The 21,578-nt window shown below is 46.4% G+C and carries 18 protein-coding genes; 1 reads left to right on the forward strand and 17 read right to left on the reverse strand.

The features are described from left to right. Positions 1 to 147 precede the first annotated feature (147 nt). The 7 genes from ASG89_RS18875 to ASG89_RS18905 form a co-directional block, all read right to left on the reverse strand. Positions 148 to 1,062, reverse strand: coding sequence for a phytanoyl-CoA dioxygenase family protein (locus ASG89_RS18875; protein ID WP_057312438.1), 915 nt, complete (start codon positions 1,060 to 1,062; stop codon positions 148 to 150). Between the two features lie 9 nt (positions 1,063 to 1,071). Beyond that, positions 1,072 to 2,607, reverse strand: coding sequence for an ABC transporter substrate-binding protein (locus ASG89_RS18880; protein ID WP_057312439.1), 1,536 nt, complete (start codon positions 2,605 to 2,607; stop codon positions 1,072 to 1,074). Between the two features lie 52 nt (positions 2,608 to 2,659). Further along, a complete protein-coding gene (locus tag ASG89_RS18885; RefSeq protein ID WP_235549817.1) occupies positions 2,660 to 3,625 on the reverse strand; it encodes a carbohydrate ABC transporter permease in 966 nt (321 codons plus the stop codon). An 11-nt stretch (positions 3,626 to 3,636) separates the two neighbouring features. Continuing rightward, a complete protein-coding gene (locus ASG89_RS18890) occupies positions 3,637 to 4,506 on the reverse strand; it encodes an ABC transporter permease (protein WP_082593440.1) in 870 nt (289 codons plus the stop codon). Positions 4,507 to 4,750: 244 nt separating this feature from the next. Continuing rightward, positions 4,751 to 6,397 (reverse strand): response regulator, encoded by a 1,647-nt coding sequence (locus ASG89_RS18895; protein WP_057312441.1) that lies wholly within the window; start codon positions 6,395 to 6,397, stop codon positions 4,751 to 4,753. Beyond that, positions 6,390 to 8,180, reverse strand: a complete 1,791-nt coding sequence (locus ASG89_RS18900; RefSeq protein ID WP_235549818.1) for a histidine kinase — start codon at positions 8,178 to 8,180, stop codon at positions 6,390 to 6,392. The genes ASG89_RS18895 and ASG89_RS18900 overlap by 8 nt, the downstream gene beginning before the upstream one ends. A gap of 146 nt (positions 8,181 to 8,326) precedes the next feature. Next, on the reverse strand, positions 8,327 to 9,244 hold the full coding sequence (locus tag ASG89_RS18905) for an aldo/keto reductase (RefSeq protein ID WP_057312668.1): 918 nt from the start codon (positions 9,242 to 9,244) through the stop codon (positions 8,327 to 8,329). 193 nt (positions 9,245 to 9,437) lie between these two features. On the opposite strand from ASG89_RS18905, the gene ASG89_RS37755 reads away from it, so the two are divergent. Then, a complete protein-coding gene (locus ASG89_RS37755; RefSeq protein WP_235549819.1) occupies positions 9,438 to 9,629 on the forward strand; it encodes a hypothetical protein in 192 nt (63 codons plus the stop codon). Between the two features lie 146 nt (positions 9,630 to 9,775). Here ASG89_RS37755 and ASG89_RS18915 read toward each other — a convergent pair whose 3' ends face one another. From ASG89_RS18915 to hutH, 10 genes are all read right to left on the reverse strand, one after another. Beyond that, the gene (locus tag ASG89_RS18915; RefSeq protein ID WP_057312448.1) at positions 9,776 to 10,792 is read right to left on the reverse strand and encodes a hydroxyacid dehydrogenase; all 1,017 of its coding nucleotides are present in this window, start codon (positions 10,790 to 10,792) and stop codon (positions 9,776 to 9,778) included. Between the two features lie 24 nt (positions 10,793 to 10,816). Further along, positions 10,817 to 11,656 (reverse strand): sugar phosphate isomerase/epimerase family protein, encoded by an 840-nt coding sequence (locus ASG89_RS18920; protein ID WP_057312450.1) that lies wholly within the window; start codon positions 11,654 to 11,656, stop codon positions 10,817 to 10,819. 93 nt (positions 11,657 to 11,749) lie between these two features. Further along, positions 11,750 to 12,604: an AraC family transcriptional regulator gene (locus ASG89_RS18925; RefSeq protein WP_057312452.1), complete on the reverse strand. Its 855-nt coding sequence runs from the start codon at positions 12,602 to 12,604 to the stop codon at positions 11,750 to 11,752. Positions 12,605 to 12,804: 200 nt separating this feature from the next. Continuing rightward, positions 12,805 to 13,512 (reverse strand): tannase/feruloyl esterase family alpha/beta hydrolase, encoded by a 708-nt coding sequence (locus tag ASG89_RS18930; RefSeq protein ID WP_082593412.1) that lies wholly within the window; start codon positions 13,510 to 13,512, stop codon positions 12,805 to 12,807. Further along, positions 13,446 to 13,859, reverse strand: coding sequence for a tannase/feruloyl esterase family alpha/beta hydrolase (locus ASG89_RS18935; RefSeq protein ID WP_057312455.1), 414 nt, complete (start codon positions 13,857 to 13,859; stop codon positions 13,446 to 13,448). The genes ASG89_RS18930 and ASG89_RS18935 overlap by 67 nt, the downstream gene beginning before the upstream one ends. Positions 13,860 to 13,898: 39 nt before the next feature. Continuing rightward, positions 13,899 to 15,731, reverse strand: coding sequence for an FAD-dependent oxidoreductase (locus ASG89_RS18940; RefSeq protein ID WP_063867993.1), 1,833 nt, complete (start codon positions 15,729 to 15,731; stop codon positions 13,899 to 13,901). 260 nt (positions 15,732 to 15,991) lie between these two features. Then, entirely contained in the window at positions 15,992 to 16,960 is a 969-nt protein-coding gene (hutG, locus tag ASG89_RS18945; protein ID WP_057312457.1) for a formimidoylglutamase, read from the reverse strand. After that, positions 16,957 to 18,264, reverse strand: coding sequence for an imidazolonepropionase (gene hutI, locus ASG89_RS18950; RefSeq protein WP_057312460.1), 1,308 nt, complete (start codon positions 18,262 to 18,264; stop codon positions 16,957 to 16,959). The genes hutG and hutI overlap by 4 nt, the downstream gene beginning before the upstream one ends. Before the next feature lie 15 nt (positions 18,265 to 18,279). Continuing rightward, positions 18,280 to 19,956, reverse strand: a complete 1,677-nt coding sequence (gene hutU / locus ASG89_RS18955; RefSeq protein ID WP_057312461.1) for a urocanate hydratase — start codon at positions 19,954 to 19,956, stop codon at positions 18,280 to 18,282. Between the two features lie 30 nt (positions 19,957 to 19,986). Further along, entirely contained in the window at positions 19,987 to 21,555 is a 1,569-nt protein-coding gene (gene hutH, locus ASG89_RS18960; protein WP_057312462.1) for a histidine ammonia-lyase, read from the reverse strand. Positions 21,556 to 21,578 lie beyond the last annotated feature (23 nt).

Genomic DNA, 21,578 nt, shown 5'->3' on the forward strand with positions numbered 1-21,578 from the left:
ATTGGACTAAATTGAGAGCGTTTTCATTCAGTGCTTTAGAAAACCTTTTTTATGCTATCACCCCTCTCCAGCTAATTTGAACTATGGTTACTTCCATCGGCACTTGTATGTTGAAACCGATGGAAGTAATTCCTTCACAGCTACCGATTAAGCCTTTCCTAAAGCAGTTCGAACACTTCTTTCCAATGGTGAATAGTTTGCTTCATCAGCTCTATCCAGATTCAACCGTTCAAACAAAGGTGTCGTTCGATTACACAGAAAGCGTACCTTATCGCTATGATTCTGTGACGGTGCATGATATAGGAATGGATGACACAGAATCACATCGCCAGGTTCCCCAGTCACTTCTTGTACCCGCAGCTTGAAACCATCTGCATCTGTCGTGAATTGATTCATAAACCGATCTATGCGTGATTGATGATCAGATACCGCTGGCGATAGTCCCGTCAATTCGGATAACCAAGGATGCTTAGCATTGAGCGTTTGAATCCCTTCACCAAGGTCAATACCTTCCGCGTAGTCCGCAAGAAACTTTGCCACCACCTTATGCGAACCTTCTGCAACTAAAGTGCCTCCTGCTTGTGAACCCACGTCAGAAAACAAGCACAAGCAAAGTAATCCTTGATCGGGACTATCCACAAAGTGGTGAAAATGTGAACCATCCCAATGCCAACCTTCCGTAGGAACATCCCACGGCTTATCTCTTCCATGATGGAAGTTAACAGGCCACCAGCCCCAAGTTGGGTAGTCGGCATCTCTCTCCTTGTAGACCACATGCTCTCGCCAACGACCTTCGCCCACCAAATCCTCAATCGCATCGGCCATTCGTTGGGTATTGCAGATATCAAACTCAGGACCTCTGTAGGATACTTGGTGAAAAATAAGAGAGCGAATCCAGCTAACCGGATCATCACGCTTTACGGCATAGGCTTCTTCAACCTTATTCCATAGGAAATCCTGACAAGCCAGCGCCTTCTCACGGCTAAATGCTTGTGCAACCTTGACCCATCCCAGTTCCTGAAATTGCTCAATTTCTTCTGTCGTCAGGACCTTCGTTATCATTGTCTAGATTCACTTCTTTCCTTTTGTTTTAACCCACTCATCAATTTGCTTCTGCTGCTCCGCATACACTTTTTCTTGACCGACCGATTTCGCTTTTTCGATGTATTTCGGAAGAATCTCATTCGGGTCAAGCGTACCCGTCACTAGGCCTGGTTCAAATTCTTTTTTCACGTTAGTGATGGCAGCCATTTCATTTTTCACACTAGATTGATCGAAATAATAGCCAAGCAGCCTTGAGGTTTCCGCCTTTTCGTTGAACGATTTGAATTTCTCCCATTTCGCTGGATCTTCATTCGCCCAAAGATAATCATTAAACTGATTGCCAAACATGTAGCCTTGGTTCAGGTTATAGCCTGAGGTTTGTGCTGTTACACCCTTAGGGAAATCGATGACATCGTTCTTACCCTCTACCTTGGCGTAATGTTTGCCTTCAATTCCGAATACAAGCATATTCAACAATTTCTTATCCGTGTATAACAAATTCAAAAACATCGCAGCTCGTTCCGGATCCTTAGATGTGCGGGAAATAGAGATCATGGAACCTGTCGTGTCACTCGTCGCAATCAGAGGCTGCGTCAATGGCACTTGCACCCAATCAATACCTATAGAGTTGCTGACTTCCGCATCCTTCCCAGGCTTCAACCATTCGAAGAAGGAGAACGCTTTACCAGACTTCAGACCGCTCATCATGTCCGTCAGTGTGGCAGCATCTTTATTGACGTAGCCACCGACATACCATTTCCGTGCCAAATCCAGTGATTTGCGATATTCCGCTGTTTCAAGCAAGTTAACAACCTTGAAGTCCGTTGCATTCCGTAACAGATTACCGTCGAAATTAGCTACATTCTGGGTATACACAACATTGCTGTCTTTATTAATATAAAGCGGAGTTACCTTTGGCTCTTTCTCTTTGATCATTTGGAAAATGGGTTCCAGATCCAACATGGACTTAATTTGTGTAAGATCAATCTTATATTTCTCAACTAAATCCTTACGCAGCATGATGCCACGTTGACTACCTAACTCCTTATTCACGGGAAGCGAGTAATTTTTGCCGTTAATTTTGGAGCCTTCCAGCAGTGCAGGATTAATAATCTTCTTCGCATCGGGCGCAAATTGATCGATAAGTGCTGTCATATCAATGAGCGAGCCTTGTTGAATTTTGGTCGTGAAATTATCCCATGCCACGGTCCAAATCAGATCGAAAGCATCGCTAGAAGCAAATTTCAAATTCATTTTGTCCTGCCAATCGGCCCAAGCTAACACATTCAACTCGAAAGTCGCATTGATCTTCTCTTTTAAATAGTTGCTGATTTCCTCATTCACCAACTTCAAATCGGCAGGCGCTCCTGCTGCTGGAATGTACATACTTAGTTTGTATGGAGCAAGTGTTTTCGCAGTCGCTCCTGGTGACGCTTGCGCGGTTGTTGGCGCACTAGTTTCTTTGTTGCCTTCACTCGAATTCGATGAGGTACAGCCACTGAACAACAGTGACATCGATACAGCTGAAGCCAATACTGCTGGAATCGCCTTTCTTTTTACCATATGAACCCTCCTATTAGTACACATCATATATGCTAACCGGTTACTGCCGGATCTAGCCTTTAATTGCGCCTACCGTGAGGCCTTTAATGAAATACTTCTGGAACATCGGAAATGCGAGTACAATAGGTCCCATTCCTGTAATACACATGGCCATACGAACGGTCTCATTGGGCAGCTTAGCAATTTCAGATGAAATATTTACACTTCCACTTACTTGAGCATTCGCAGTCAAATACTGTAAGTTCCTCATAACCTTGTACATCATGTATTGCAAGTTCACCAGGTTATCATTGTTGATGAATACCAAGCTATTAAACCAATCATTCCAATAACCAATGGTGTAGAATAATCCCACCGTCGCAAGCACTGGCAGAGATAAGGGGAGAACGATACTCCGGAATATTTTCATCTCACTTGCCCCATCCATACTCGCAGACTCAATTAATGAAGGATGGATTGTCGTTTGAAAAAAAGTACGCACCATGATGACAAAGAATGCATTCATGAGATGATTCGGAATGATCAGCGCGAATAACGTATCCTTGATGGGAAACAGCTTCGTATAGACGAGGTACCAAGGTACCAGTCCGCCGCTAAAGATCATCGTAAAAAAGATGAAGAAGGAGAAAAATCCACGAAAGTTGAAATCCATACGCGAAAGGGGGTAGGCGAACATAGCGGTAACTGTTAACCCCAATAAACTACCTACCAATGTGACGAAAATGGAAATGCTATATCCCTTAGCAATGTGCGCAGCATCTTGCCATAAATACTGATAAGCAGCAAGACTAAAGGATTCTGGAATAAGTCTGTAACCATGTAAAGCGATGGCATTTTCATCCGAGAAAGAGACGGATAAGACAAGCAGAACCGGTACCAAGCTGATTACGCAATACAAGATAAAGGATAGATTCAGCACCATGCTTGCCGGTCTTGAGATGCTGTTCGGGTCTCGTGAACGCCGTGTGATAGGGGAAGCTTTCGACTGTTTTTTCATTTCCATTGCGATTGAATCCATGTTGAACCCTCCTAGAATAGCGCATGTTCGCGGTTTATTTTACGAACAATGCTGTTCGCAACGACTACAACAACAAATCCTACCATTGATTGATATAAACCAGCCGCAGAAGCCATTCCAATATCACCCAGATGAAGCAAGGCACGATATACATACGTATCAATGACATTCGTTGTGGAGTACAATGCCCCCGCGTCCAACGGCACTTGGTAGAATAAGCCGAAATCCGCATTTAAAATATGTCCAATCGCCAATATCGTGAGAATGATCATGATCGGCTTCAGCATCGGAATGGTTATCTTCGTGATTTGCTGCCATTTCGAAGCTCCGTCCATCAAGGCCGCATCATAATATTCGCCATCGATGCCAATAATAGCAGCTAGATAAATAATGCTTCCGTAGCCAATATTTTTCCAGAGTTGCACGAGGGGAAGAATATATGGCCACCATTTGGGCTCACTGTACCAGGCAATAGCATCGAAGCCTAACGGCTCAAGAATGCCCTTATTGATGAATCCATACTCTTGATTCAAAAGGGAAAAACCCAAGTATCCTACAATGACCGCAGATAAAAAGTAAGGTAAAAACAAGATACTCTGATACATTTTTGCCATAAACCGACTTCGAAGCTCGTTAAGCGCAATTGCGACGCCTACACCGAAAATGAGATTTAATACAATAAAGGTAAAATTGTAAAGCAGCGTATTCCGCGTAATCAACCAAGCATCTGTCGTTTGGAATAGAAACTCGAAATTTTTAAATCCCACCCAAGGGCTTCTCAGAATGCCATCCGCGTAATTGATGCTCTTAAAGGCAATTAATGTACCGAACATGGGCGCGTAATTATTGATCAGTAAGTACAGCGTCCCAGGAAGCAACATCAATAGCAAAAATCGATCCTTGATGATTTTACGAAATAATAATTTGACATGTATCGCTTTGTACACGTGTGCCGCCTCTCTCTCCAGTTGAACTTTATATAGCTAGTTTATCGCTGGAAGAGATTCTGAACTACGAAGTCAAATGACATTATTACTGCTTTTATGACTTGATTGAATTTCCAGGTCAAAAAGACCGAAACAGGAATCCATTCCGCTTCGGCCTTTCATGTTGTTCAACTCCAAATTAAAAATGACTGCTGCTCCCTGAATCCAGGTAAAGACTTTGATAGCTCTTGCGATATTCCTGAGGGGTCATGCCCGCAACACGTTTAAACATTTTGCTAAAATGAGAGAAATTCTCATATCCTAATTGCTCGCAGATATCACTGATTCGAGTGCGTGATTCAATGAGCAGTACTTTGGCTTGCTTCATTTTCTCAGCTATGATGTAATCCATCATGGATTGTCCCGTCTCTTTTTTGAAAATTCGGGATAAATAGGCGGCATTGAGATGCACATAAGCGGCAATTCTTTCGCGTGTCACCCCGTTCAAATCTTCCTGGATATACGCTTTAATCGTCTCAATTAAGGCGAGATTCTCCACGCCACTCTCCGCCATTTGCTTCATGGCCGCCGAGAAAAGTCGTTCTGCCCACGTTTGTAATTGATTAAGAGAACGTGGCGGATTCTTCTCCTCACCTCGTCTTCCTCCGGGCAGCAGCATTTTGACAGGCCATCCTTTCTTATGGGCGGCATGATAAATGAAATTTAACAAGGAATGATACACCGCACTAATGATCTCCGCATCCACATCCGATTCACGAAGTTCCACAAACAAGGCCTGAAGTCTCGTTGTTAATTCCGTTCGTTTGCCGCTCTCGAATAACTTGATCCATTCCTCCCATGCAACCGGAATAGTGAATTGCCGCACATTCGTTGGTTTCTGCACCTCGCTGTCAACAAGCCGAATGATACTATGACCAGATACGTGCTCATGCTCTGTATCAATTAACTCATATACAGTTTGAGAAATATGGGTCAGTACCGTAGGTTTGCCGATAAAACACGATACGGTGCAATACAGATAGCGCGCGCAGGCATGCGCATACTCCGTACAAGCTTTTTCCCAATCCTGCCATGGTAAAGCTTCCAGATTCTCATTCACATAGCACAAAGCAAGGTTCAACCCGCTTCGATCTTGAATGACAGTTCCTGCATGGCCTCCCAGCAACATCTCACTAGCTACATTCCGCAAAGCATAATTCATAATTTCTTCATCACGAAGCGTAAATTCTTTATCCCAACGTTCAACACTGATTAAAATAGGAACGATTAACGTTGTCGTGGTCAGTGCCAGTTCAGAGGCGACTAACGATTGCTCAAGTTCATACGCGTTCATACGGATTCTCTCGTCAAGGACATCCTGCCAGAAACGTTCAATGATAACAGGCTTCTGCTTTTCCCATATTGTCGTATACTTCTGAACATTTTCGTTGTAATGCTGCCATTCTTTTTCTTGTTTAACTTGGCTCACTGCTTTTTCTACGACTTTACGTAAATGATCTCTCTTCACAGGCTTCAGCAGATAATCGAAGCCTCCCTGTTGAATCGCTCTTTGTGCATATGTGAAGTCAGCATGTCCGGTTAAGAACACCGTAACCATGGATGGTGCAAAGACGTTCACCCATTCTTGAAGCTCCAGTCCGTTCATGCCTGGCATTTCAATATCACATATCATGAGATCAACTTTATGCTGTTGAATAATCGACATTGCTTCATCGGAGTCTGCGGCATCGTAAATTGTTGTTATCCCTTCAGCCCCCCAATCAATCGCCTTATACAGCGCTCTCACTGTATATTCCTCGTCATCTACAATTAACAGATTAATCATGAGTATCCTCGTCTCCTCTTCGCTGCTCGATTGGTACAGTTAGAGTCACTTCTGCCCCGCCAGTAGTCAGATTCTCAAATGCGAAGCTTGCCGCTTGCCCATATTTCAGCCTAAGCCTCTCTTGCACATTCCATATCCCTAGATGCTTCACAGCACTGTTACCCGCGTAGCTGCCTTCTTGCAGAGCTCGTAAAAGATCAGGTGGAAATCCAGGTCCATTATCCGCTACCCGAATGTCCATACACGCCAAGTTCGAGTCAGACTGTTTAATTTGGATATCTAATCGAAACACATGCCCAGGCTTTTTCATCCCATGAACAACCGCATTTTCAACGAATGGTTGAATACTTAGTGGTGGAAGCGGGATCTCCAGAAGCTTGTCGGAAATTTCACAGGTATAGAACATTTTGCTCGGGAAACGGAGCTTTTGAATCTCTAAGTAATCACGGATATGCGCTGTTTCTTCTTCGATTGTCACATATTCTCGACTGCCTCGCATAATAAAGCGGAAATAAGCAGCCAGATGCTCCGTCATTTTTTGAACTAATGCGTTCTCCTCCAGTTCCGAAAGGCTGTATATGAGATTGAGTGAGTTCAAATAGAAATGCGGATTAATTTGCGCTTGCAGATGCTTATATTCAGCTTCTTTCTTTTTCAGCTGCTCTTCATAGACATCCATTTTGAGATATCGAATCTGTGTGACCATTTTATTAAAAGTATCTGTTAGAAACACAAATTCCCGTACATTTCCCGCAGCGATTCGAAACTCCAGATTACCGCGCATAATGCTGCGCATCCCGTTCATTAAGTCTTGGAGCGGTTTCTGCAGTACCTTTTTCAAAAATAGAAAATACAAGATGAGAACCAACGTACCTGCAATCGGAATCATATAGATCATCCGCTGGAAGAACGTCAATCTTCGCAACAAATCCTGTTCTGGCAGAATAGCTGCTAATTCAAGCCCCGTTTCCTTCAATGGATACCCGATTAACAAATACGGTACTCCCTCATAGCTCATTCGGTAGGTTCCATCCCCTAACGGTTCAGAGCCTTTGGCTCCTCTAGCGACTGCCATCTGCTCAGCAGGTATCGCACTATCGTTAATTGGTTCCCTGTTGGCATCAAGCAGCATGGCCATTCCTTTATCTCCGAATCGAACATCACCTAACGGCGACAGGAAAGTACCTACATTAACAACGGCACCGACAATGATTTCCGGGCTTATTTTTTCAGTGCGATATAAATATCTGTGATCCCCCTGCTTCGTAGATCTCCAGCTTTTGTTCGGATCGTCTGCCGTTTGGAGCATTTCGGTACGAATCATTTGATCCGATTCTGTTAGTAAGTGTTGATCTCGCGTGGCAAAGATTACATCATCCGTCGTTTTGGAATAAACGAAAAAGATATCTACCTCTCGAAATACATCTAAATTATTTGTGAACGATCTCATCGTTCGCTGTTTCGCAAAAAAGTAGTTACTCGAATCCATCGGAAATAGCGAAAGCGTTATCAAATCTGGATACGAGGTATCACTTGTAATTAATCTGAGCAGGTAATACGTCGCTTCCTGCAGTCCACTATCCATCTGTAAGCCGTGTGATTGCAATAAGGTATAATTGGTTTTGGACACTTCTTCACGCAGGATCTTCATCCCATAGGCGTTATTGTAGTAGAGAAATAGAATGAGCGCCGCAGTAATAACGACAAATCCAAGCAATACTTTAAAAATTAAACTGACTCCCTGCAATCCTATCGTCTCCCCGCTCTGTACCAAATCTACCATTTGATTACATTTTAATAGAGTCTTCGTATCTAGTTTATAGCAAATGATTCCAAAAGCAACTAGGAGAATAGGAGAATCTTTTCGGTTCAGATGACAAAAAAACGCCCACCCCATCGGAGTGAACGCTTCTATGCAAACTCTAACCACTAGGGAAGAACATTCCCTGCCGCACGATAAATCTCATACCATTCTTGACGAGTCAATTGAATATCGCCAGCTTTGGCACAATCGATTAATCGATTGATGTTCATTGTACCTGTAACCGGCTGCATCCGTGCTGGATGGCGAAGAATCCATGCAATCGCAATCGTCGTATTGGATACTTCATATTTCGCCGCGATTTCATCAATTTTCCCATTCAACTCTGGGAACTTCTCGTTATCAAGGAATACACCTTCAAAGAATCCATATTGGAAAGGTGACCAAGGCTGAATCGTGATATCGTTCAATCGGCAGAAATCAAGAATGCCCCCATCACGATCCACTGCGAAATCATTGAGCATATTCACATTGATACCGTTCGAAATCATCGTTGCGTTGGTGATGCTTAACTGCAATTGATTGGCAACAAGCGGCTGCTTCACTGATTTCTTTAATAATTGAATTTGCAGAGGTGTCTGATTGGAAACACCGAAATGTCTGACTTTCCCCGAGCTTTCCAGTAAGTCAAACGCTTCAGCAACTTCATCAGGCTCAACTAAAGCATCTGGACGATGTAGAAGTAGAATATCTAAGTAATCCGTTTTGAGTCTCTTCAGTATGTTGTCAACGGACTCCAAAATATGTTCTTTGGAGAAGTCGAACATCCCTTTTCGAATCCCGCATTTGGATTGTAAAATGATTTGTTCACGAACACTAGCGTTCATATGGATGGCATCTGCAAAGATTTCCTCACACTTACCTCCACCGTATATATCTGCATGGTCGAAGAAATTAGCTCCGATATCCATCGCTCCTTGTACGAAGCGTTCCGCCTCCAGCTTGTCCAACGAGTTAATTCTCATACAGCCTACTGCAATAACCGGAACTTCTAGATTACTGGTTCCAAGCTTCATTGTTTTTATCATCTAATTATTCCTCCTTCAACACTGCAACGCTTATTAGGTGCTCCCACGTTACTGAGTTACCTCTCCCATTGTCACACATTGCCAACTCATATTCAAGAATCGCGGTTCATGCTTGTCGCTTCCGATATTTCACTGGACTCATCCCAAATCTCCCTTTAAACAACTGATGAAAGTAACTAAGGTAATAAAAATGGAGATCCATGGTGAATGTGGAGAAGTATTGGGTCAAGTAGTCCATCAAGATAGACCTCAATCCCGTCTTGATCCCCTCTTAGTGCAGAAGCTGAGTCTCACGATAGTGGAAGAAATAGCGCGTTTCGGGCGGGAAGAAGAGCTGCTCTATCGCGTCCCGTTTGAACAGTTTCAACATATGACCAGGTAGTCCATATAATGACTAAGAAGCTGTACCTACGCATTTTCCGTAGATACAGCTTCTTCTGGGATCTAATTTCAATTAATACCTAGTGAATCGAGTTTCAAGTTACCTTAAAGATAGGCAATCGTTAACATGTGAAGTTAGTTACTCTATTATTGCAGATTAATCGTCGTCATACGCCCATACCCTTCCAATGAGATTACACCAGGGAGTTCTTTTCCCCCCTGCGTAAAGCATTGTAAGTTGTCCACAACAAACTCACCCATGGATCTTTTGAACGTTCTAGCAAACCCACCGATATGTGGCACACATAGGACATTATCCAAACTGTGAAGGGGGTGACTAGCAGGTACAGGCTCCTCGTGAAACACATCTAAAGCTGCGAAGAAACGACCAGACTGCAACTCGTCCATCATTGCGTTTTCATCTACAATTTTGGCACGTGCGGTATTAACGAACAAGGCACCGTCCTGAAGTAGAGCGAGTTCTCGTTTTCCAATGAAACCTACTGTGGATGGTGTTAGTGTGCTGTGCAGCGAGACAATTTGGCTCGTTTGCAACAGTTCGTCTAACGAACACAACTCTACACCAAGTGCTCTAGCTTGTTCTTCCGTACAATAGCGTGAGGCCAACTTAATGCGAACAGGAAATCCGCTTAGCATACCGATGACATTTTTGGATATTTCACCCAATCCAATCAAGCCAATCACTTGGTTCGATACACCCATAACGGTGTCTCTGCTGTTATTTCCCCACTGACCGCGCTTCAGTCTCGTACTATATCCATATAAGTCCCAAGCCCCCGCCATCATCAAGGCAAAAGCAGCTTCAGCGGTTGATTTAGCCAAAACGGTATTCGCTGTAGCAACGGTAATGCCATGGTGGAATGCACGTTCATCGACTACAGACGTAGGTGAGCCGGCCACATGACCGATAAATCTCAGTTTACTTGCATTCGCAAGTACTTCCCCCGTGAAAAATGGCGTCCCCCATGAAGTCAGACACGCATCATACTCGCCGATCAGGCGAGCTAATCCATCCGTGCTCCACTCTTCTCCCGTAGATTCATACCAAGTAACATCGGAGAATGCCAGTAATTTTTCGATAACCGCGTCATGGAAAAAAAGTTCTTTTAAATAGGGATCCTTAATTGCAAGTAGTGTTTTCATCCTGTAACTCTCCTCTTCATGCGTTTATTTGTAGACAGCAAGTTGCTTCATATACGTTACATAATCAGCTAGAACCGATGGTACTTCCAACTGGAGCTCTTTTAATTCTGGACGCCATTTCGGTTCCCATTCGAATGAGAAGTAACCGTCATATCCACTCCCTAGTAAAAGTGAAACGATCGAGCGTAGCGGCAACTGTCCTTCCCCTATTGGCGTGTACTTCCATTCATGGATCTTCGCATCCTCAAATGGTACACCATCCTTCATGTGCACATGTGCACAGCGATCTCCAAGAAGTCGAATCGTATCTTCAGGTTTTTCTCCAAATTCATATGGATGAATGATGTCATAGATCACTTTGCAATTTGTTCGATCCACGCGTTGAAGGAATTGATTCAGAACTGCCCCCGTTGAATATTCATTGTGAGTTTCGAGCCATATCTCCACACCATTCGCCAAGGCATAATCACAAGCTTCCTGTACGTACGCAATAATTTGCACCTCATCCTTGGGCTGTACGCGTTGCTCCACAAAGCGGAGGTACGAACCTAAGAAAATACGTACGCCTTTTGCCCCAAGTACAGAAGCCATCCCAATGATTTGTTTAAGTTCTGTGAGTGCTTTCTCTTCATCCGATCGAATACCATTAAGAATAATTTTGCTTCCTATATTCGTAATTGTAATGCCAGCTTGGCGAAACTTCGCAGCAATCTGGACTAATTCAGCCTCTGGTGTTGCTAAACTAACTGCATTTAAATGGTCTTCCTTGAGCTCTATCCCCGTATATCCAAGAGTTTGACAGCTTGCAATGAGTAAATCGACACTCCACCCTTCACAAGGCAGCGTGCTAAAGGATAATTTCATATGAAAAAACCTCCACGTGTAGTTGACATACGTCTACTATACCTCGAGGTTATGGGTATTACATGCAGTATCTTACGAAAAAACACACCTTTTTTAGGATTGTTCTTCCGATTGCTGACGGTATTTCAGCGGTGTCATCCCCGTCACTTTTTTAAACATTCGGTTAAAATGACTCGCATTATTAAAGCCCGTTTCAAAGCAAATTTGCAATACACTCATTTCGGTCATTCGCAGTAAATCAATCGCTTTGCGAATGCGCACGTCATTCACGTATTGAACGAACGGTTGACCCTTGAGCACTTTGAACATATAGCTAAAATAGGTCGGAGACATAGCCGCTCGCTGCGCTATATCTTCTAACTGGAGATTTGCTGCGTAATGCTCTTCAATATAACTAACAGCTTCATGAAACAACCGTCTTCCTGTCGTATCCTTCGCTTTAGCGGAAGGACCTTCCTTCGTACCTTCTCTAAAAATGGTCACAAGCAATCGAATTAAATCCGCTTTGATTAAGTAATGGTAGCCGGATTGCTTCTGCTCATTCTCCCGTCTCATGCTGGAGATAAGCCCCTCAACAACATCTTGCGTGTGGGAAGATATTTGGATTTTCGGAAAAAATTGATTCGAGAGTGAGGATTCTGAACCTGTTTCCGTTTCGTCAATAACCAGCGGCATGAAATCAATCTGTACAAGCTCGACCTTCTCATCTTTGTAGGGTTCAAAATAATGAGGTACGTACGGCGGAATCGCCAGCATGTCCCCTTTGGTCATCATAAAGGTCTGATTAGCCGTATAATGGAAACATGTTCCACGCATAACATAGCAAATTTGGACATGTTCATGGGCATGTGCTTGCTGATTTAAATTAGTCTCGAGACGGAAATCCAGTTTAAATGGGAAGTCCTTCTCCATGAAATCACGATAATAATAGATTTGGTGAGTGCTCATTCTCGTTCCCGTCTCTCCCTCTCTAAGTTCAGCGTATCGTAAAGAAATTATAACATTTCACCTCATTTGAAAAAAGCCCGACATCCACAATTCGGATGCCGAGCCAATAGGTAAATCTGATGGATATCACTCAATCGGCTGAAAATCCGGCCACAACGGATATACACGAATAACCTCAATGCCCGCATCCGACAATCTGCTCAAATAAGTGTATCCGGCGCTTTTCCATGCTCAACCCAGTCAACCATTGCGGCTAAAATGTCATGATCGCTATCCACTGGAAAACTGGAATCGCCTCTGAAACCTATCTCATTCAACCCCGGTCCACCTCCGCAATGACCCATTCCTGGCACAAGGAATAACCGGAAGAAATCCTGGGTTTGATCAAGGCTGCCTTGATGTTCAATCACTCGCTCATAGTAATGGAGTGCATCTTGAAACGGAACAAGCGGATCCGCAGTCCCGGTGTACAACAAAATTTTCCCACCTAAAGCTTTCAGCTCGCTGACATCGGGATTATTCGCATTAAGAATCGGTGCTAATTGCTCATTCAACGTATCCAAATCCCGATCAAAATCAAATGTCGAATAATCGAAATCCGGCCCGAACACCCAATGAAATGGATATAACAGCGATGACGGCAACTGTTCTGGATCTTGTTGAAGATCCAACCCTCCCCAACAATCCTCACTCCCATATGGCAGTGGCGTATAGATACGTTCGCCTGTTCTCGGATTGGTTGGCCCCGCATAAATCAGCTTCAGTGCTGATATCTGTTCGTCAGTAAGGCTAACCCTGTCATTGTCAATCTGTGAAGCAGCCAGCGTCTCTGGGGCAAATTCTAGAAGCCTCGGGTCAGTAAAGAAGTTATCATCTCGTGAGTTGCACGATAACCGAAATCCACCCATCGTTCAGGATGTCCAATCGCCTCATAGGCATTGGGCGAGGTGCCCATATCCGTATTCGCTGTCGCGAATCCTCGCCGCACCCCCATTGCTAGCGGAGTGTAACTAATAGAACCAGCGCTACCTCCATTGCCCGTGCCGAGGAATCTGCCATTCCAATCTTGTGGCAGCCAAAGCTCCACTCGAATGTTAGACTGCGAAGTTGGCTTCAGTTCGAGGGAAACTCGGCAAAATGCTGGTAAATCCGTAAAGATTCTTCCGTCTTCTAGCGTGAGACTACCTTCTGGCACCATTTGAACATCCGTAATCGTACAGCCTGAGATGTTAGCATTGTCAAAAACCCCTGCCAAAACGCCATCCTCCTCATAGCGATGTCCACCATACCTACTTCAATGACATCTGATTTCAAATACGCGAGCATGATCCAATCCATTCGTGTTTAAGACTTCCAAGCGAAGCTTGCATACTTGTTCTAACTCTACATGGCGTGTTACTTGCCGTTGGTAATTATCCTGAATCATCATCACTTGATGAGCATCCTCGTCTGGATTCGCAGTATAAGCAATGACTTGGAAATCCTTCAACGTTTCAGGTTGTGGTCCCCATTCATTTTTCTTATGCAACTGATCCTCTTGTGTCAGTGTCAGTCTTCGGTGCATGCCTGTATCAAGCACGATCGTAATCTCGCTGATAGAAACCGGTGTTTCCCATGCTAACTCAATCCAAGGTGCTTGATCTTCAGGCTGTGACATCCATCTATGGGAGCCTGGAGCAACGAGGTCAAGCCTTACACCGTTTGTGCCATGCATCGCACGGGTATAGCCGTCTATTACATAAGATGCTTGGCCTTGAGGTTGTTCGGAAGAGGCTCGAACTTTCGCTTGGCTAGACAAGTTACCGCTCGCCGGAATACCAGGAAGAAACGCATCCTGCCGAAGCAGTCGTTGTTGTGTTTTCCGAATCAAAGATTGATTCGTATACGCCATCTCAAGTGAAATACCTTCTTCAATGGCCAAAGCGGCGAATGTTCCCGCACCTTGTCCCATAACACCACAGGTAGCCATGACCCTCGTGCTTGAAAATGCAATGTGAGTAGCGGATATATTGCGTCCAACAAACATCAAATTGTCCACATTAGCACTGACCAATGACCTTAAGGGGATGCCATATACATGGTTTGTGTGCGGTTGATGGCAGGGATCGATCTCTTTGGCCTCAATCCCCTGTGGTGGATGTGTATCCATAGGCCACCCCCCATACGCGATGACATCTTCGAAATGAACCGACTCTTCCAGATCCCTTTGTGTCAACACATGTCGCCCGATGAATCGACGAGATTCCCGCTTGCCAGGTACAAAGCCGAACCAATCCAGCGCCCAGTTCTCAGACTCTGGATGATGACCACTATTTTTGATATGATCCCACACGCCCATCATAATGGCCAGAAGTTCATCACGAATGAATTCATTATCAGAGATCGTATCCAATAGTCCGCCGAACTCTACCCACCAATACCCGTATTCCCATGACGCATGACTGCGGTATTTCAAATCCTCCTCGGAATAGCGCTTCGCCCAAACAGGGGGGATGAATGCCATCGGTTTCCCCATATTTCGAGCGGTAAATAACAACGAAGAACCGAGACGATATGTATCAGCCACAGCGCCAGCGAAAGACTCTCCATATTGCTCGGAAGACTCACGTCCAGTCGTGAATTGCGCTCCTGCTTCTTTGCCGAGACGGCCGTCTCCCGTACAGTCCATGAAAATGTCCGCACAAATTTCAAAACTATGTTCCGTGCTTTCCCTCGTTGCCCAAGCTGACACAATGCGATTGCCGTTCATGCGCACCCCAATTATTGCCGTATTCAGCATCAGCGTTAGGTTCAGTTCCGCTCTGCACTTTTCATATAAGAGGAGATCCAGCATCGAAGCACTTCGCTGTGGATTGCGAACAGCACACTCCAGAAGAATTTCTTCGAGGATGCCCCCCTCTCTTGCTTCAGTTTCTAATGCCGTCCCCCGTTTGGAATGCGCCGCCCCGACAATATGCATACGGATCTCGGAAGAGGCATTGCCTCCTAGCACCGAGCGATCCTGACAAAGCGCAACCTTAGCACCGTTCCTTGCAGCCGCAATGGCAGCTATTACACCCGAAATGCCGCCTCCGGCAACCAGAATATCTGTATGAACTTGCTGTTTCTTGCTATCTCCACTCATCATTGCTGTTCTCTCCCACGACCAGTTTTTTTGAATGACAGAAAGAGATAAAGCCCACCATGGAATTACTCTACTGCTTTCGGAAGCGCATACAATCCTGCAAGACTGCCTTTCTTCCGATTGCGAGAATTGGTGCATATACATTCTTTTTCATCTTAACCCTTCTTCCTCTAGTATAGTATAATTTTTTTTCAAAAATATTGTGGCATTGCGGAATCAACAACAAACGCCGCCAGCTCCAACAATTTGGAACTAGCGGCGTTTTATTTGGAGCGCGCAGCGACCCCTGCCAAGAAGCTGAGCATGAACTGTACCGCTAGACGCGAGGTCACATTACGTACATCGATGGTCGGATCGATGCAGACGAAGTCCAAACCTTGCACCTGCGGTAGTGATCCTAGACGATAGAGGGCATCCAGCGCATCCCACGGATCCATTCCGCCGGTACCAATCGCTGGGCAGCCCGGTGCAAATGCCTGATCAATCACATCTACATCGAAACTCACATACAGCACATCCGTGCCATTCCCTGCAAATTGAAGGGCCTGATCGAGTACCGCATCTATGCCAATCCGACGTATATCACGTGACGTAAATACAAGTACGCCTTTACTCTTTACGTAGTCATGATACGGTTTGGCATTCATGAAGCCTCGAATACCGATTTGTACGATATGATGTCCCTCTACCAAACCCGATTCGAGGATGCCCCGGAACGGAGTACCATTGGTCACGCCACCATCCTCAAAATTACGAACATCATGATGGGCATCAAAATGAAGGATACCTACCTTTTGGCCAGGGTGACGGTCCACGAAGGCTTTGATCGACGGGCAGCTCGTCGAATGATCGCCGCCGAAGATGATCGGAATCAAGTCCGGCTGAGCGTGATACAGCGCGCGCAAGCTTTCCTCGATGCGGCGGTGACATTCCACGATGTCGGTCACATGCATTTGGATATCGCCGAGATCGCGAACGGCTAAATCTTGCAGATCCACACCATACTCCATTGAGTATGTCGTAAACGACTTGAACGCCGCTCGAATCGCGGCCGGCGTCGTCGAAGCGCCTGAATGCGAAATCGACGGCTTCGACAACGGGATTCCGATGATTCCTGCAAGCAGTGGCTCTTGACCGTCCCACTGGTGAATCCAGTTGGCGACCTTGGTTTCCATATGATCTCTGAAAGCAGCTTGATCTGGCGGTTTGAGAAAGGGGATTTCGCGGCTCATCGTGCACCCTCCTCCCTACCTGATTCTTTTGCCACAATGGTACGGTCCCATACGATCACATTTCCGTCTTTGATGACCCCAAACGTATGGTTAATCCCAAAATGATATGGAAGATAAGCGAGATTCGGCGCATCAAGTATGGTTAAATCCGCACACTTTCCCACCGCGATCGAACCGATACGATCCCCGCGTCCCAGCGCATTCGCCGCGTTGATTGTGCATGCCGTTATAATCTCCTCCGGGGTCATCTTCAGATTCAGAGACGCCAGCATCATGACGAGCTGGATGGACTCAGTCGGACAAGAGCCCGGATTATAGTCCGTTGCGAGTGCCACCGGCAGTTCATACGTGTCGATCATATCGCGTGCACGCGCATGTTTGACCAGGCCTAGATTGAAAGAAGTGCCCGGCAAGAGCACCGGAATCACGCCGTGTTTCGCCATCGCAGCCAAGCCTATATCGGTTGCAGCCAGCAAATGTTCAGCGGAAATCGCACCAATTTCGCCCGCCAGCTCTGCTCCACCCAGTGATTCTATTTCATCTGCATGTATTTTGGGAAGTAAACCGTACGCCTTGCCTTTTAGCAAAATTCGGCGTGACTGCTCAACGGAAAATACCCCTTGCTCACAAAACACGTCGCAAAACTCCGCAAGCTTCTCTTCCGCTACCTTGGGAAGCATCTCATCGACGATGAGATCTATATATTCATCAGCACGCCCTTTATACGCCAGCGGCACCGCATGAGCCCCCATAAACGTAGAGACAATATCTAGCGGATGAGTATCATTCAACTGTTTTGCCACACGCAATTGCTTTAATTCGTCCTCTAGGGAAAGTCCGTAGCCGCTTTTCGCTTCAACTGTCGTCACACCATGCAACAGCATCTCATTCAAACTTCGATGCGCCTTATCATAGAGATCCTGCTCACTTGCCATGTGTGTACTTTGCACCGTGCTTAGAATGCCGCCCCCCTGTGCCAAAATGTCCAAATAGGAAATGCCGGACCGCTTCATCCCCAGCTCATGTTCACGGGAGCCGCCATGAACGAGATGCGTATGCGGATCAACCAATCCCGGTGTGACCATTCGTCCGCCAACATCTATCGTTTCTGCGATCTCCGCGTCTATCAGGAGGTCCAACACATCCTTGGCTGTACCAAACGCAACGATTCTACCCTCGCGAATTGCTACCACTGCGTCCATAATCACATGAACTTCTTTCATTTGTTGCCCGCAGCGCGGGTCATCTCCGGGAGGAGTAACCAAACGACCAATCCCCGTAACGAGCAAATCAATCCGTTCCATCTCCACATTCCTCCTTCACTGTTCCTGCTCACGCATGGGGATGCGAATGCCGTGTTTTTCCGCAGTGTCAATCGCTTCGTCGTAGCCTGCATCCACATGACGGATTACTCCCATGCCGGGGTCAGATGTCAGAACACTACGGAGACGCTCATCTGCCGCATCCGTCCCGTCCGCAACAATAACCATCCCTGCGTGTAGCGAATAACCCATGCCTACACCACCGCCATGATGAATAGAAACCCAAGATGCGCCTGCTGACGTGTTGATCAAGGCATTCAGGATCGCCCAGTCACCAACGGCATCGGAGCCGTCTTTCATCGCTTCCGTTTCACGGTTTGGCGATGCTACGGAGCCACAATCTAAATGATCGCGACCAATCACAATCGGTGCTTTCAATTCGCCATTTCTCACCATTTCGTTCAATGCCAGACCGAATTTTTCACGCTCACCATAGCCTAACCAGCAAATACGCGCCGGGAGACCTTGGAACGAGACACGCTCACTTGCCATTGTAATCCATCGCTGCAAGTGATCATTTTCTGGGAAAAGCTTCATCACAAGTTCGTCTGTTTTACGAATATCTTCGGGATCGCCAGATAACGCTACCCAGCGGAAAGGTCCTTTGCCTTCACAAAAAAGCGGCCGAATATAGGCTGGAACGAAGCCTGGGAAATCGAACGCGTTTGTTACACCTTGATCGAAAGCGACTTGACGAATATTGTTGCCATAATCGAATACGACAGAGCCCATTTGCTGCAGGTCGAGCATCGCTTGCACATGGATCGCCATGCTGCTTTTTGAAAGCTTCACATATTGCTCAGGATCGGTCTCACGAAGTAGCGCTGCTTCGGTCAACGTAAGTCCAATCGGGATATAGCCAATCAGGGGGTCATGTGCCGATGTCTGGTCTGTCACGAAATGCGGCTTGATGCCGCGGCGCACGAACTCGGGATATATGTCCGCTGCATTCCCCAGCAGCCCGATGGCTAGCGCCTTGTTCTCTTCCATCGCTTTACTTGCCAGCAACAGCGCTTCATCCAGCGTTTCAGCAAGCACATCGCAGTAGCGTGTTTGGATTCGGCGCTCAATTCTCGCTCGATCAACTTCAACCGCAATGACCACGCCTTCATTCATGGTGACTGCTAACGGCTGTGCGCCACCCATGCCGCCAAGACCCGCGGTCAATGTCAACGTACCTTTGAGTGAACCGCCTGTATGTTGGCGAGCCGCTTCGGCAAAGGTTTCATACGTACCTTGTAGAATGCCTTGCGTCCCAATGTAAATCCAGCTGCCCGCAGTCATTTGTCCGTACATCATTAGCCCCTTCTGCTCCAACTCACGAAAATGCTCCCAATTCGCCCATTTGGGCACGAGAACCGAGTTAGAGAGCAGCACACGCGGTGCACGTTCATGCGTTCTGAAAACGCCGACCGGCTTTCCGGATTGAATGAGCAGCGTTTCATTGCTATCCAGACGCTGCAACTCGCGGACGATGGCATCGAAGGAAGGCCAGTTGCGAGCCGCTTTACCGATACCGCCATAGACGACGAGATCTTCCGGTCGCTCTGCGACTTCCGGGTCAAGATTGTTCATCAACATGCGCATAGCAGCTTCCTGTACCCAGCCTTTGCAGGACAGCTCTGTACCGCGAGGGGCACGAATTACTCTTTTGGGAGGATTCGAATTCGTCATAAGCGATCTCCTTCTATCTTACTCTTTTAGTCAAAATAGCTTTCCAGTCACAGCCTCAACTGCTTGCAGCCACTCGCCTTCCAGCAAAGCATTCGCCACGTTTTCGATATCACGGGAAGTAGATCGGTCCTCCACAACGGGGGGAACGAGCACCCGAAGCTTGTCGTACAGAATTCGTGTCGCCGGAGCAAGTCCCTCAGTCCCTACGAATTCTGCAGCCTCAGCTGCACAAATCAACTCGATCGCCAGCACCTTGGACACGTTGTCAATGACCTGAGCGGCATGGCGTGCTGCTGTTGTTCCCATAGACACATGGTCCTCTTGATTCGCCGAAGACGGAATCGAGTCCACGCTTGACGGATGGGCGAGCACTTTATTTTCCGAAACGATAGATGCACTTACGTACTGTGTGATCATCATGCCGGAGCTCATCCCTGGATGATGACTCAGAAAAGCTGGCAGTCCCCCGGATAGCGCTGGATTGACTAGCCGTTCAGTACGGCGCTCCGAAATGTTAGAGAGCTCACTCATACCTATTTTCAGAAAATCCATCGCGAAAGCGATCGGCTGCCCATGGAAATTACCGCCGGAGATGACGAGACCTTTATCCACGAATAACAACGGATTATCAGTCGCTGCATTCATTTCTATTGCAAGCTTATCCTCTACATAGGCAAGAACTTGACGTGTCGCACCATGTACTTGGGGAAGACAGCGCAGCGAGTAAGCATCCTGTACCCGAAGCTCGCCTTGGCGAGTTGTCAACTTACTGCCTCTCAACAGCATGCACAAGTTCTTTGCCACACCGATTTGTTCTGGATACGGGCGTACCTGATGTACCTCTTCCGCAAAGGCATCTGGAATGCCGCGCAAACATTCCAATGTCAAGGATGCGATCATATCAGCGATTTTCGCAAGTCGTTGTGATTGGATAAGCGCCAACGTACCGATGGACGTCATAATCTGCGTGCCATTAATAAGCGCAAGCCCCTCTTTCGCCTGCAAGCTAATCGGTTTGAGCCCTGCATTGGTGAGCGCTTTCTGACCCGACAAGCGTTCCCCCTGGTAAAATGCCTCCCCCTCGCCCATCAGCACGAGGGCCAAATGAGACAGTGGAGCTAAGTCCCCGCTAGCACCAAGTGAGCCTTGTTCCGGCACGACGGGGTGTACACCGCGGTTGATGCAATCGATCAATAGCTGCAACGTTTCTAGGCGAATGCCGGAATGTCCTTTGGCCAACGCGTTTGCGCGCAGCAGCATCAAAGCCCGAACCGTCGGTTCTGGCAGCGGTCTGCCGACAGCACAGGCATGGCTGCGGATCAAATTAACTTGCAGCTGAACAGCGTCTTGCGGTGAAATTGTCACGTCGCTGAATTTTCCGAACCCCGTCGTGACCCCGTAAACCACTTGGCCAGCATCAACCAGTTCGTCTACCATTTTGCGGCAGGCACTCACACGCCTCAGTGATTGTTCATCTAGTTCGACCGGCACATTATCATAAACAACCGCCGCTACTAACTCTGGTATCAATTGCGCCCCATCTAATAAAACCGGAGTCGCTTCTAAGCTGCCTTCCTGCTGTTTATATTCGATCGCCATGTCAACTCAGACTCCTTCCTTTC

This window comes from Paenibacillus sp. Soil766 (assembly GCF_001428105.1).
Taxonomy (GTDB): Bacteria; Bacillota; Bacilli; order Paenibacillales; family NBRC-103111; genus Paenibacillus_E.

Bases quoted from the DNA above. Each gene is read 5' to 3' on its own strand.
- ASG89_RS18940 (WP_063867993.1), bottom strand. From the start codon at position 15,731: ATGATGAGTGGAGATAGCAAGAAACAGCAAGTTCATACAGATATTCTG.
- ASG89_RS37755 (WP_235549819.1), top strand. From the start codon at position 9,438: ATGGAGATCCATGGTGAATGTGGAGAAGTATTGGGTCAAGTAGTCCAT.
- ASG89_RS18895 (WP_057312441.1), bottom strand. From the start codon at position 6,397: ATGATTAATCTGTTAATTGTAGATGACGAGGAATATACAGTGAGAGCG.
- ASG89_RS18920 (WP_057312450.1), bottom strand. From the start codon at position 11,656: ATGAAATTATCCTTTAGCACGCTGCCTTGTGAAGGGTGGAGTGTCGAT.
- ASG89_RS18900 (WP_235549818.1), bottom strand. From the start codon at position 8,180: ATGGTAGATTTGGTACAGAGCGGGGAGACGATAGGATTGCAGGGAGTC.
- hutG (WP_057312457.1), bottom strand. From the start codon at position 16,960: ATGAGCCGCGAAATCCCCTTTCTCAAACCGCCAGATCAAGCTGCTTTC.
- ASG89_RS18875 (WP_057312438.1), bottom strand. From the start codon at position 1,062: ATGATAACGAAGGTCCTGACGACAGAAGAAATTGAGCAATTTCAGGAA.
- ASG89_RS18925 (WP_057312452.1), bottom strand. From the start codon at position 12,604: ATGAGCACTCACCAAATCTATTATTATCGTGATTTCATGGAGAAGGAC.
- ASG89_RS18930 (WP_082593412.1), bottom strand. From the start codon at position 13,512: ATGGGTGGATTTCGGTTATCGTGCAACTCACGAGATGATAACTTCTTT.
- ASG89_RS18885 (WP_235549817.1), bottom strand. From the start codon at position 3,625: ATGGATTCAATCGCAATGGAAATGAAAAAACAGTCGAAAGCTTCCCCT.
- hutH (WP_057312462.1), bottom strand. From the start codon at position 21,555: ATGGCGATCGAATATAAACAGCAGGAAGGCAGCTTAGAAGCGACTCCG.
- ASG89_RS18915 (WP_057312448.1), bottom strand. From the start codon at position 10,792: ATGAAAACACTACTTGCAATTAAGGATCCCTATTTAAAAGAACTTTTT.
- ASG89_RS18890 (WP_082593440.1), bottom strand. From the start codon at position 4,506: ATGTTGCTTCCTGGGACGCTGTACTTACTGATCAATAATTACGCGCCC.
- hutU (WP_057312461.1), bottom strand. From the start codon at position 19,956: ATGACGAATTCGAATCCTCCCAAAAGAGTAATTCGTGCCCCTCGCGGT.
- ASG89_RS18880 (WP_057312439.1), bottom strand. From the start codon at position 2,607: ATGGTAAAAAGAAAGGCGATTCCAGCAGTATTGGCTTCAGCTGTATCG.
- hutI (WP_057312460.1), bottom strand. From the start codon at position 18,264: ATGGAACGGATTGATTTGCTCGTTACGGGGATTGGTCGTTTGGTTACT.